Genomic DNA, 13,610 nt, shown 5'->3' with positions numbered 1-13,610 from the left:
ATACCTTTATGCGGTTAGTGCGGGTGCGAATTTCTGCGCGAGTTCCGCACGCAGCTTTTTCTTGTCGGGCTTGCCGAAGGCTGTGAGGGGGATGGCTTCTGCGAAACTGAAACGGTCGGGCAGCTTGTAATCGGCGATACCGAGCGACATCAGATGACGCCGGAGCGAGAGCGGCTTGATGCAGGAATTGTCGGAGACGATGACGGCGCAGCTTTTTTCGCCGAGCGCCGGATCCTGAATCGCCACCAGGGCGGCCTCGCGCACATCCGGATGAAGCAGAAGCAGGCTTTCGACCTCTTCGGCGGCGATCTTCTCGCCTCCCCGGTTGATCTGGTCCTTCACCCGCCCTACCACGCTCAGGTAACCGCCGTCCGTGCGGCAGACCAGGTCACCGGAATAGTAGAAACCCTCGTCGTCGAAGACCTCACGGTTATGGTCCGGGCTCTGGTAGTAGCCCTGGAATGTGTAGGGGCCACGGGTCGCGAGCCGGCCTTCTTCACCATCGGCAACCGGACGTCCGTCCTCGTCCACGACCTTGATCTCGTCATCGGGGCTGATCGGGCGTCCCTGCGTGGTGAAGACACGTTCATCCGGATCGTCTAGGCGTGTGTAGTTCACCAGTCCCTCGGCCATGCCGAAGACCTGCTGCAGCCTGCAGCCGAGAACCTTGGGAACCAGGCGCGCATGGGATTCGGGGAAATGCGCCCCTCCCACCTGCAGCACGTCCAGACTGCCAAGGGCGGTGCGGTGATCGGGCGCCGCCTGAAGCCAAAGGTTGACGGCCGACGGCACCAGACCCGCCATGGTCACGCCATGCTTGCGGACAAGCGCGAAACAGGTAAGCGGTTCCGGGTTCGGCGCCAACACCACGCAGCCTCCCGCATGGAAGACGCCAAGCGCACCTGGAGAACTGAGCGGAAAGTTATGCGCCGCCGGTAACGCGCACAGATACCGCGTTTGCGGCGTCAACCCACAGATTTCAGCGCTGGCCCGGACGCTGTAGTCGTAGTCGTTATGCGTTCGCGGTATGAGCTTGGGTGTGCCCGTGCTGCCGCCGGAAAGCTGGAAAAAGGCCACCTCGCCGGGGTCCGTCGGGCCAAGGTCCGGTTGCGCCCCATCCGGTTCGCTCTGCAGCCACTGCGACAGACTGGAGCCGGGAGCATCCTCCCCCAACAGGAGCACTGCCAGCGGGTCATCGTGCAGGGTGCGCAGCTCCTTGATAAAATCATCGGTCTTGAACAGCTCGTGCAGACGGCTCGCCACCAGAAGCCTTGGCTTGATCTGCCGGGCATAGGCCGTCATTTCGTGCTTGCGGTGGCTGTAAAGCGCGTTGACCGGCGCCACGCCGACTTTCAGCAGCGCAAAGAAAACGATGTAGAACTCGGCGACGTTCGGCAGTTGCACGAGCGCCGTATCGCCCGGCCCGAGGCCCTTGGAAGCCAGTCTGGCGGCAAGGTTGGAGGACAGGCGATCAAGCCGCTCGTAACTGAACGTCCGCTCGCCGCAGATCACCGCCGGCGTGGACGGTTGCTCTTCCAGATGCTGTTCCAGAATTCGCGTTAGCGGCCTGTCGATCCAGTAGCCACGCGCCCGGTAGCGCCCGGCCAGCTCGGCAGGCCAATGATGAAAATCGATAGTCATTGTTGAGACCTGATATTTATTGAGAATTCAGAAATTCAGGCGGCGATGCCGCAGGCGTTGAGCATGGTGCCCAACTTGGTCTGGACCTCGGCCCATTCGCTTTCCGGCTGAGATGCCTCGACGATGCCAGCACCCGCGAAAAGCCGTATTGTCTCGTGCTCGACGATGCCGCAGCGGATGGTGATCACCCACTCGCCGTTGCCTTGCGCGTCGCACCAGCCGACCATTCCGGTAAACAGTCCCCGTTCGAAGGGTTCGACAAAACGAATGAGCCTGTGCGCCAGTTCGGTCGGATAGCCGCAAACGGCAGGTGTCGGGTGGAGCATGCAGGCAAGCTGCAGCGCCGTCATCGACGGGTCGTCCAGCAATCCCCCGATTCGTGACGAAAGATGCCAAAGGGCCGCCGTGCTCAGGAGCGAGGGACTGTCCGGAACGTCAAGCCCGGCGCAATGGGGTTCAAGGATACGTTTTATGTCCTCAACGACCAGCTTGTGCTCGTAAAGGTCCTTCTCCGACACCATCAACGCCTCGCTGGCGTCTTTGTCCGCGCTCGGATCGGTCAGCCGTTTCGTGGAGCCGGCGAGCGGATTGGAGACAAACCGGCTCCCGGTTTTGCGCACCAGCAGTTCCGGGCTGACGCCAATCAGCTCGCCACCTTCGGGCAGAGGCACCTGAAACTGGTAGCCGTCCCTGTTCTGCGCCCGCAGACTTCGCAGCAGCCCGTCGACATCGATCGGTGCCGCAAACTGCAATTCCCGCACGACGGAGAGCACCGCCTTGCGGACATCGCTGTGCTGGAAGTTGACGATCGCGTGCCGCACCGCACGTTTGAAACCTGATTCGTCAGGAAGGCTTCGCTGCTCGAGCAGGGCCGGCATACCGAACTGGTTATCCGGCACGTTTTCTCCTGTGGCACGAACCCGCCATTCGTGATTTTCCGGCACGTAGAGGCAGGAAACCTCACCCAAATCGAACGGAATGGCACCGACAACGATCGGATTCTCCTGTCCGGCCGATTTTGCCCGCTCCAGAGCGTCGTCGACCGCTTCCTTGAAGAAATTTCCCACCGTTCCGCCGTTCCGGACCGGCACCGTGATTCGTTCCCGAATCCCGTCCGCGTGCAGCTCATTTTCGCCTGAGGAGAACAGAAATTTTGTCTTGGTATCAGGCAGGATGGCCATGTCTTCATGGCACATAACTCGCGCTCCAATTGTCATGGAACATCTCCTGTATAAAAGGTTGACCTGCGCGAATACCTGAGTATAAGACTCATGTTTTGTCAATACCAAAAGTCGCAATGAAAAACCTCACACCAATGCAAGCGGCCTACTGGACGGGCCGACAAGCCAACGGCTTCCTGGGAAACGTCTCAGCCCATCTTTATGTGGAGTTCGATTGTGGACCGATCGACCCGCAGAGGCTCGGCGAGGCCGTCCGGAAGCTCTATGAAACCCATGGCATGATGCGCATGCGCATCACCGCTGATGGAGGCCAAGATATTGTAAACGCTGAGGAAAGCCTTTCCTACGCTATCGAGGACCTGAGGGAGCTGGACGCGGATGCGCTCGACCGGCACATGGAGCGAAAGCGGCAGGAATGGACCTGCCGGACCCTCGACCTCACGGCCGGACAAACCTCCGCCTTCGAGCTCAGTCTCCTGCCGGACGGCAACAGCCGCCTGCATGTCGACACGGACATGACAGCCATCGATCCTCCGAGCTTCTGCCTTTTAATGGAGGACCTTGCGCGGTTTTATGACAGTCCCGAAATCAATGCCCGGGACGCCGAAACAGGCTTTTTCGACTGGCTCGATCGAAAAAATTCCGACGCGGAACTCGCCCGGAAACTGCCCGAGGACAAACGATGGTGGCAGAGCCGTCTGGCCGATCTGCCTCCGGCGCCGAAATTGCCGGCGATCGCCGCTTCCGGGGAGGTTCGAAGCGGACGGTTGGCGGCTATGCTCACATCAGAGGAGCGCGGGTCTCTTGAACGGTCCGCCCGCGACTTGCGCATCACTCCCTCGGCCCTCATGCTGGGACTTTTCGCCGCAGTGATCGCCAGGGCGACGGGCGATGAGCGATTTCGCCTCAATGTGCCGATGTTCTGGCGTGCGCCCTACACACCGGACGTCGAGCGGACGGTCGGAGACTTTTCCAACATCCTCATTCTTGCGGTCGCCCCTCCCCCCGATGAAAGCCTCCGGTCTCTTTGCAAAAGCCTGGCGGAACAGATGGTCGATCTGCTGGCGCATTCCGCCTATCCGGGCGTGAGCGTGATGCGGGATCTGTCGCGGACGCGGCGTTCGCTGCAGACGGCTCCGGTGGTGTTCACCTCCGGCCTCGACCTGCCGGCAGGTGACCTGTTTTCACCGCGGGTAATCCGCGTCTTCGGGCCGATGATCTGGGCGGTGTCCCAGGGTCCCCAGGTCGCCCTGGACGCCCAGGTTGCCCACATGGATGGCGGCATCCTCATAAACTGGGATATCCGCTACGACGCCCTGCCCGAAAACTGGATCAACACCGCCTTCGACAGCTACCTGACGCTGGTCAGGGAGATTGCCGCAGATCCGGCCGTACTTGACCGGCCGGCGTTTTCCAGCCGGACACCGGCACATTCCGCCGGCTGGCACGAAAGCCCGACCGAAGGCATGTTGAAGGAGTTGCTGGGACGGCTGGCGCCCGGCATGAGCACACACGCCACCGGAAAAATCCGCGAACTCGGTCTGTCGGAGGGCGATCTGTCGAGCATCGTTGCGTTCATCAACCGCTACATCCCGGCAGCCGCCTTGAGTCTGGACGACATCGGCCCGGCAAGCACCGCCGGAACGATCGCCGGCCTTCTCAAGGCGCGATCCGGTGGCGCGTCCGAGAAGGTCGGCCGCGCCTATCTGGACGCCGTCGACACACGCAAACGGGCATCGCTGGACGCCCAACCCGCCGAATAAACCCACCGGAGACACAATGGAAACCGACCTGACGTCCTTGCAGCGCGCCTATCTTCTGGGCCGGAGCGAATATGTACCGCTTGGCGGCGTCGCCATGCAGGAGTTCCGCGAATACCGCGGCCGTTTCGATTTGTCGCTTCTGGAGCGGCGGCTGACGTTGCTGGCGGAACGGCACGAAAGCCTGCGCACCGTTATCGACCGCAAGACCTATTCAAGACACGTCCTGCAAACCCCGGTCGTCGATTTCGTCACCATCGATCTGTCAGGGCTGCCGCTGAACGAAGCCGATCTCAAGATCCTCGAATTGAAACAGGAGTTCACCCATCAGCTTTTCGATCTGACCGCTCCCCCCTGGCGTGCCGTTGCCTTCACGCTGCCCGAAGCTGCGGAAAAGACCGGGGACACCTGTGCGGTGTTCTTCCGCTTCGACGCACTGATATTGGACGGGTTTTCCATCGCGGCCCTTATGGTCGAACTGTTCGAGGACAAACGGCTTGAAATCAGCGCTCCCGCCGAACTCGCGAAGGAACCGGATCGCGACAAGGTCGGGCAGGATGCGGTCTACTGGAAGGCAAAGCTGACAGGCTACGAGGGGGCTCCGCGCCTGCCATGGAAACAGCCCCTGGAAACCATCCGGACTTCCCGTTACGAACGGGAAAAACTGATTCTCGACGGAGGCCGCTTCCGGAAACTCTCCCGCCTGGGCGCGAAGAACGGTCTCTTCCGGAACACGGCCTTGTCCGCGGTGATCCTCGAAGTCCTGTCGCACTGGCTCAGCGAGGGATCGCTCCATGTCGGCATCCCCGCGGCACCCCAGGCCGGCGGTGCCTATGCGAACAAATCAACCTTTTTCGCGGTGGCGTGGGATTCGCCAGCCGCGGGTGATCTGCCGGCACGCGCGCAAACACTGCAGAAAGACGTTCTGGAAGGACTGGAGCACCTTTCTTTCTCCGGGGTCGAGATCAACCGTTTTCTGCTCGACAGGAGCGGTCCGGACAACGGCATCGCCTTGCCGGTTGTCCTCACCAATGGCCTTTCGTGGCCGACGCTTTCAGCGGATCATGCCGTGCGGATGCAGGACGGCCTGACCCAGACCCCCCAGGTCGCGATCGACATTCGCCTGTCCGCAGGCAGTGACGGCGAACTCCTGATCGATTTCGACTATGCCGTGGAAGCGGTTGACGGCGCCGTCATTCAGGACATGCTGACGGCAATCGACAAGGCCGTGACCACTATCTGCGAGATCGGAGATTTCCGGTTTTCCAGCCGCGACATTCTGGATTTCGACCACTACCGGTTCAATGCGCCGGAAGAGGACTATGTGGCCTGCGGCTACCTGAGCCGCATCGCGGACAACCTGTTCAAACAGCCCCCCGCGAACCCGGCGCTCATCTATGGGGATCGCCGTCTTTCCTATGCGGAGCTCGGCGAAGGTGTGCACAAGGCCATGACCTTCCTGGAAGAGCGAAAGCTTGGAAACGGCAACATCGTCGTCCTGTCGCTGCTGCGCTCTCCGGAACAGACTATGCTGACCCTCGCCTGTGCGCTCAGGGGCATCATCTGGGTGCCCGTCGATGCCTGCGCACCCCGGGACCGCCTGAAATACCTTTATGACAACTGCAAGCCGGACCTGGTTATCGGGTCCGCCCCCGTGGAAGGCCACGAGGTGATCGGCGCCGAAACCGTTCTGAGCGCAGAAGCAATACAAGACCCGTTTGCCCTGACCCAGCCACTTGAAGACCTCTCGGCCAGCACGCAAACGGCCTATTATCTCTACACCTCCGGCACGACAGGGAAGCCGAAATGCGTTGTCCTGTCCAACAGGTCCACCGACAACGTCGTCGGCAGCACCAATGCGGAGTGGGACATAACTTCCGACGACGTCTTCATCTCCGTCAGCCCGCTGTATCACGACATGTCGGTCTACGAGGTCTTCGGCTGTCTTACCGCCGGAGCCACGCTGATCCAGCCCGTTCAGGGCGAGGAAAAGGACGCCTTGCGCTGGAACCAGCTTGTCGCCGAACACGGTGTGACCATCTGGTCCTCCGTACCAACGATCTTCGAAATGCTGCTCTCGTGCCAGCAAGGGGACGAACTCAAGACCCTGCGGCTTATCAACCAGGGCGGTGACTATCTGAAGCCTGCGGTGATCGCGCAGTTGCGCAAAACCAATCCCGGAACGCGGCTGAGCTCGATCGGTGGACCGACCGAAACCACCATCTGGAGCATCTGGCACCGGATCGGCCCAGAGGATACCGGCAACATCCCTTATGGCCGCCCCCTGCCGGCCAACGGCTACTTCATCCTCAACGAATACGGTGAGCACTGCCCGCCCGGCGTCGTCGGCCGCATCCATTCCAGTGGCGTGAGCACAGCACTCGGATACCTGGAGGACGGCGCGCTGCATCAGCATGACTTCGTCACCATCGAGGATCAACACGGCCGGAGTGTTCGTGCTTTCAGGTCGGGAGATCGGGGCAAATACCGCCGCGACGGCGTCATTTTGTTCGACAGCCGTGTCCAAGGGTACATCAAGGTGCGCGGCGTCCGGATTTCGATTCCCGACGTCGAGAACGAACTCGTTAAACATCCCGAGATTTCACGGATTCTGCTGACAGATCTGGGAGACGAAAGAAGCGGTGAGACTGAGCTTGGGGCGCTCTACGAACCGGTGGCCGGGAGCAGTCTCACGGATGCGGACCTGCGCAGCTTTGCACGGCAGCATCTGCAGGAATCGCATGTTCCCTCGCGGCTCCTGAAAGTGGACAGCATTCCGCTTTCAGCCAACGGCAAGCCGGACCGGAGGCAGGCCCGGCGCTTCTTTGCCGAGACCCCGGCCGTCAGGCGGCCATCTCGGCCGCAACCGCAGCCGGAAAGCCGCCGTGTCCTCGATATCTATCTGGGCGTGGTCGGCAACAGGCAAAGCGGCCCCGTGGACGGCTCCACCGATTTTCTGTCGATAGGCCTTCTGCCGTCGCATCTCAAATCGATCTCGACCCGGATAAATGCGGAATTCGGAGTTGAGGTTCTCCCCAGGCAGCTTCTGCAATGCCGCAATGCCGACCAGGTGCAAAAACTTGTGTCCGCTCTGTGAGCCGGGCCGCGACGAGACGCTGACTATTCAAAAAGGACGGACAGGCGCTGTCCGTATCCGAACTGATTTCAAGGAGGATTGTTCATGCCGGACATCAACCCCAACGGCGACTGGATGCCGCTGACCCTGCCGCAACTCGATTTCTGGGAGGAATTCACCTTCCAGCCCGACCAGCCCGTCTCAACGGTGGCGCATTATGTTGAAATCGAAGGGGACGTGGATGAAGCCGCGCTGAAACGCGCGATAGATCAAACCATCGGGGAAGCCGAAATCCTGTCCGCGAGGTTCCGCGCCGAGAAACAGGGCGACGCGCCCATGCAATTCTGCGATCCCGACCTCGTCCCGGAGCTGCAGGTCATCGATTTGAGAGGCAGGGAACATCCGCTGGCCACAGCCGGCGAGTTGATGGAGCAGGACCTGAATGCGAAACTGGACCTCAGGAACGACAAGCTGTCGGCCCACGCGCTCTACCGTGTCGGCGATGCGCGCTATTTCTGGTACATCCGGGCGCATCATATCATTGTCGACGGCTACGGCCTTGCCCTGATCGAGCGGCGCTGCGCCCAACTCTACAATCATTTTTGCGGGACGGGTGACGCCGGCCTTCCGTTTCACTCCCTCGCGAGTTTTCTGGACGAAGAAAACCGGTATCAGGACAGTGCCCAATGGCGAACCGACCGGGCCTACTGGACGGAATATTTCGGCAAGGCCGAAGGTATCGAAGTGCTGGAACGCGGGGACGAGGACTACGGCGAACCCGGTTTTCACAGCAGAATACCGTTGCCGTCCGAATTCACCGCAAGGCTGCAGGAAGCCGCGGCCACCGTGGATCTCGGCTGGCCCGATCTGCTCACGCTGATGTCCGGACTCTATTTGTTCGCAACAGCGCCCGAGACACAAGAACGGTCTTCGGACTCACTGACCCTGTGGCTTCCGTTCATGAGCCGCTGGGGCAGCGTCGGGGCGCATATGCCGGCCCTTCTCGTCAACATCCTGCCGTTCCGCATGCAGGTGAACAGCTCCGAGCCGTTGTCGGATTTTCTGAAACGGTGCGCCGAGGAACTGAGACAACAAAGGCGTCACAGCCGGTTCAGGATCGAGCAGATTTCGAAGGATCAGGGACTTTCGGAAGGAAGCCGGTACTTCTTCTCCCCGCTGATCAACGTGCTGCCGTTCAATTCGCCGGTCTTCAACGGCTGCCGGGCACAGCGGCATATTCTGGGCAGCGGACCGGCCGACGGTTTCAACCTCACTTTCCGGGGAGAAGGCGACGGCAAGGAACTTGTCCTCAGCCTGGACGCGGATCCGGATCTGACCGGCAGGAAGGAATTCGAGAGGCATGAAAAACAATTGCCGTCGTTCCTGTCCCGCAACCTTCAGCCGGAAATGCTCGGCCGTCCTGTCGGCGATCTTGTCGGAGAAACGCCTTCTGCAACGCACCTTCGAACAGTGGCGCAGCATTTCCCGATGTAACTGTTTTGTCCTTGCGGAGCATCGCGCGTTCAACTGAACCCGCGATGCTCATTTTTGGGTTTTTTGCTGCCGGACAGGCGTTCGAAACCGATTGATCGCCCGCTGATCCGGAAGGCAGGTTCAAGCCTGCGTCAACTCACTCAGCGGCGTTAGGGACACACCGGGCCGGGAAAACTGGCTGAACGTGTTCATGACCGCCGCCTGGATTGCATCCACCTGTTGCGGGCTGTAGCGCCTTGACTGGTAACTCATCAGCACCCGGATGGCCCGGTCGCCGTCGATCACCTCCTCCATCACCTCGAACTGCAGCCCCAGGTGCGACTCGTGCTTGTCGGGATCGACCTGACGGAACGCGATCCGGCCACCGTCGGGCTTCGGAAGATTGCCGTTCAGTTTGTTCTGGGCATGGATCTGAATGAACACGTCGAAAAGATGATCCCGTTCGGATGTCATGCCGAGCGCCGATTCCACAAGGTCGATGGGAATATCGGTATAGGGCATCGACCCGTTGATCATGTCCTTGACGTTGCCGATCAGAGTTCCCACCGTCGGCTCACCCGCGAACCGGACGCGATGGGCAACGACCGTTGTGAAATAGCCGATCGTGTCGAAAAAATCCGGGTCCGTTCGTCCTGACGCGGACGTGCCGATCACCAGGTCTGTCAGATTGCCGATCCTTTGCAGGGCTGCGGAAATCGCGGCGTAGACGACATTGAACAAAGAGGCGCTGTTTTCCTTGGCGATTGCGTAAAGGCCTTCGGAAATCTCCTTTTCCAACCGCATCTCGACCCAGCCGCCGGCAACGGCCTCGCTGTCCGGCTGCTCCGCCGGTGCGGGTGCTTCGACAAACAGGACCAGTTCTCTTGGTGCATCGGCGAGCATGTCGGTCCAGTAGGCGAGATGCTCCTTGTTGACACCCGCCTGAACCTGCTTGCGCGCGAAGTCATGAAAAGGGGCCGGATTTCCGGACCAGACCGGTTCGGAGCCGGCCGCCCTGGCCCCATAGGCCTCCACGAGTTCGTCCATCAACAGGTTGACCGACCATTCGTCGAGCGCAAGGTGCTGGAACAGGAACGACAACACCTGCCGGCCGGTTTCAGGATCCTTCAGGAACCGCAACCTGACCGGCAATTCCTTCGACAGGTCGAAGCAATAGCCGGCTTCGGTACGGCGGTCCGCTCCCGTGCTCTCGCCGCTTGTCCAGAACCACTTGTGGGTCTCCAGCTCCGAAACAGGAACGACCTTCTGCAGAACCTCCCCTTCCTCATCTTCGAAGAACTGGGTTCTGAGGCCGGCATGCCGCTTCATGAGATCCAGAAAAGCCTCACCGAAAACCGCTTCGTCGACGGTGTCGAGAAAATCCAGGGCGAAAGGCAGATTGAAAATCTCGTTGTAGCCGAGGGCTGAATAAATCTTCCACAAAGACATCTGCGCCAGAGCCAGCGGTGCAATCGCGGCATCGGTGTTACCCGTGGAGATCTCGACAGATCCGTTGCCGACAGACTTTTTGGCGCTCTCGACAAGTCTGGCGTGACGGGCTAGCGCGGATGCCGTCGGATTGCCGAACAGGTCGTTGAAGCGAACCTCGATGCCATGGTTGTGAAGAAGCCGGCCGATGATCCGGGTTGCGACCAGGGAATGGCCGCCGAAATCGAAGAAATCGTCGGCTGCCGTCAGTTCTGGCGTGGCGAGTGCTTCGCGGAACTCGAACAGAATGGCTGACTGGATCGCGGCACTGTCAGCGCCATGCTCCTCTTCGGCACTTCCGGCAAGCTCTGCAACGGGCCTGTCACCAGCCATGGAAACCGGCCAGCTGACCGGCTGGCCCCCTTCAGCCGCCTTTCCGGTCTCTGTCTTCAATTGCTGTGTGAACAGATCCAGCATCAGGTTGCCCGCATGCGGACTGACCTTCTGGCCCGTGACCAGTTCCAGAAGTGTGCGACCTTCCGCATCCCGGCCGATGGCCAGTTCAAAATCGGGGCGCGATTCGAAAGTCGGCAGCGGCACGCGCTCCAGTGTGACGGTCCGCGCATCGAAGAAAAGATGCGGGTCGGTCAACCATTTGACCGACACTTTCGGCAGGGCCTCCTCCAGGTCCACGTCATTAGCCTGCGTGTTTTCATTCGCGTGAGAAAGCAGCGAGAACAGCCGGGATTCGTCTTCCTGCAATGCCGTGTCACGCGAGATCCGCACCTTGAGACTGTCCCTGAAGGAAAAAGCCGCGGAATGATCTCCCAGCCGGTCTTCCGGCTTTGCCGGAAAGCTGATTTCGATCTGCTCATGGCCGCCGAACCTGCAGAGCAACCTGGCAAAGCGGGTACCAATAAACGCCAGCAAACCGGAAATGTCAGACGCAAGGTGCGAGGGACTCGGCAAGATTCCGGTTTCGATCACGGCGCCATAGCGGTGCGCGTACCGTCCGCTCGCGGCAGGAAGCAGGGACGATGCGCCGAATTCGGCAATCGCCGCACCCGGCTCCTCCCGGCACAGCCAGGCGACGGGGGCAACATCGCGAAACGTCAGATCAAGGTCCTCCACGCGGTTGGTGGTCTGCGGGAGGAAGGGCTTGCGGTCATAGGCACGAGCGAGATTTTTCAGCACATCTTCCGGCGTGCACATTTCCTCGACAATGCGATGCATGAGGAGACCCAGGATGACTTCGTCGAGGCAGAAGATCACCAGAGCCTTGAAGGGCGGTTCGGAGTCCGACACCCAGGGCGCCTGTTGACGTGCCAGGATCAAAGCAATGGCTTCCTGCCGGCTGTCGACATTGACGATCTCCAGTGTGTCGCCTTGCTCACCTGCCTGATGTTTCACCAGTTCGCCGTCATCGCTGAAACGGTAGCGCATCGTGAGCTCCGGCAGAGCTCCGACCACACCGTCCACGGCTCGCGTCAGGCGTGCGATCTCCGGGATTCCGCCCAGCCTGTATGCCAGCGCATGGCGCAAGGTCAGCGCCGGGTCCTGTTGCTGGGCCAGCCAGATCCGCTCCTGATGCTGTGTGACGCCGAGCGGTTCTGAAAGAGACCACGTGTCCGAAGTCCGGACAGCTTCCCCGGCACCCTGATTGTGATCCTCCTGGGATTTGAGCATCTCATCGAAGTGCTCAAGCTCGCTTTCCGTCAACAGGCGGTCGAAACCTCCGGTCATTGCAGTCTCCTGATACTCATTTTGGTGCTGGTTGCACGTCATCGAGAGCCCTGAAGCCGCGAGAACTTCCGACAGTTCATCTTTGCGGCGCGCGGGATCGCTCGGAACGGATCAATGGCAGTTGCAACTATTAGCAGGCGCACCCATCAGGGGCAATTAAACTTGTATCAAAAACTCATGTTTTTTATGCCGTCTGTTCCTTGCCTTATGACACAGCTCGATTTCCGGGGGCGCCCGGGCAGGGCTGCAAAAGACACGCAAGACCACTCGAACCCCGGTTGCCCGGTTCGAGTGGTCTGTTTGCGCGGCGTTCGAGACCTCGGGGGCAGGCTGCTATCGCTCCTGCCCGCCCCAATGCTCAACAGCGTCCAGCATGTGTTCCGCACTCGCCACTGTCGGCGTGATGACCTTTGCGGGATCGACAAAGAGGATGCGTTTTTCCAGGGCGGGTTTCATGAAACGGTCCCAGCCGGGAACGATCCTGTCGAGCTTTTCACGCGTGCCGGTCTCGTCGCGACTGCTGTCCATATAGCTGTTCAACAGGACAAGGATATCCGGGTTCAAACCGCCGAATACCTCGGCGCTGAGCGGCATCAGCATCATGGAACCGCCGCTCGCCGAGGTGGTGCTCGCCTCGGCAACCTCGAGCCGGGTGTAGCCGAGATCTTCCAGCGCCTGCACCATGCCTGAAGAGTCGCCGACAACGTTGATCTGATCCGTCAGGAAAACCGGAAGATAGGTCTGGCCGGCCGCATTGCCCGGCAGGGTGGCGCGCAGCTCGGCGACACGGTCCATATAGCCAGCCTTCCGGGCTTCAAACAGATCCTCCCGGCCGAGGAGCACCGCAAGGTCCTCCTGAATGTCAAAGCCGTGCACCTTGTCGCCGCTTATGTTCTGCAGATAGACAGGTGCGACAGTGGAGAGCTGATCGACCTTTCCGGCATCCAGCTCGCTCGCAAGGATCAGGTCGGGCTCCAGCGCCCGCAACTTTTCCAGGTCCGGCTGGCCGACCGGTCCGAACCCCTTCGGTTTTGCCTTCCCTTCGCCAAGCACGGTGTCGATGAAGTCCACAGCGATCACGAAGCCGCCGTCGTCCGCACGGCCGTAGCTTCCGGCGAGATCCAGGTCAAGATCCATCAGGGGCACGCCGAGCAGAGGTTCGTGCATGACGACGATCCGTTCCGGAGTGTCCGGGACAGTTATCTCCCGGCCGGTATCGTCGATGAGAAGACGGTCGGCCGCAAGGACGGGACTTGTCGCCAGAACGGCCGCGACTGCGCAGGAAACGAGAAACCGCATGAGGAACCT

7 protein-coding genes are annotated in these 13,610 nt (G+C 60.6%); 3 read left to right on the top strand and 4 right to left on the bottom strand.

The genetic code is table 11. The annotated features are described in order from the left end of the window. Positions 1-6: 6 nt before the first annotated feature. Both OA90_RS06985 and OA90_RS06980 read right to left on the bottom strand, forming a co-directional pair. Positions 7-1,641 carry a (2,3-dihydroxybenzoyl)adenylate synthase gene (locus OA90_RS06985; protein ID WP_068408939.1) on the bottom strand — a complete coding sequence of 545 codons (1,635 nt, stop codon included), beginning with the start codon at positions 1,639-1,641 and terminating at the stop codon, positions 7-9. Positions 1,642-1,676: 35 nt separating this feature from the next. Beyond that, on the bottom strand, positions 1,677-2,837 hold the full coding sequence (locus OA90_RS06980; protein WP_244274564.1) for an isochorismate synthase MenF: 1,161 nt from the start codon (positions 2,835-2,837) through the stop codon (positions 1,677-1,679). Positions 2,838-2,938: 101 nt separating this feature from the next. On the opposite strand from OA90_RS06980, the gene OA90_RS06975 reads away from it, so the two are divergent. From OA90_RS06975 to OA90_RS06965, 3 genes are all read left to right on the top strand, one after another. Beyond that, positions 2,939-4,585 (top strand): condensation domain-containing protein, encoded by a 1,647-nt coding sequence (locus OA90_RS06975; protein ID WP_082836894.1) that lies wholly within the window; start codon positions 2,939-2,941, stop codon positions 4,583-4,585. A gap of 16 nt (positions 4,586-4,601) precedes the next feature. Continuing rightward, positions 4,602-7,679 carry an AMP-binding protein gene (locus OA90_RS06970; protein WP_068408936.1) on the top strand — a complete coding sequence of 1,026 codons (3,078 nt, stop codon included), beginning with the start codon at positions 4,602-4,604 and terminating at the stop codon, positions 7,677-7,679. Between the two features lie 84 nt (positions 7,680-7,763). Then, positions 7,764-9,152: a condensation domain-containing protein gene (locus tag OA90_RS06965; RefSeq protein WP_068408934.1), complete on the top strand. Its 1,389-nt coding sequence runs from the start codon at positions 7,764-7,766 to the stop codon at positions 9,150-9,152. 120 nt (positions 9,153-9,272) lie between these two features. Here OA90_RS06965 and OA90_RS06960 read toward each other — a convergent pair whose 3' ends face one another. Together OA90_RS06960 and OA90_RS06955 are read right to left on the bottom strand one after the other, a co-directional pair. Further along, entirely contained in the window at positions 9,273-12,302 is a 3,030-nt protein-coding gene (locus tag OA90_RS06960) for a condensation domain-containing protein (RefSeq protein WP_068408932.1), read from the bottom strand. Positions 12,303-12,635: 333 nt separating this feature from the next. Further along, entirely contained in the window at positions 12,636-13,601 is a 966-nt protein-coding gene (locus tag OA90_RS06955) for an ABC transporter substrate-binding protein (protein ID WP_068408930.1), read from the bottom strand. Positions 13,602-13,610: the final 9 nt, after the last annotated feature.

Source organism: Labrenzia sp. OB1, assembly GCF_001624695.1.
Classification (GTDB): domain Bacteria; phylum Pseudomonadota; class Alphaproteobacteria; order Rhizobiales; family Stappiaceae; genus Roseibium.
Note: the sequence above shows the minus strand (reverse complement) of the source record. Positions and strands in the feature narration are given on the sequence as shown.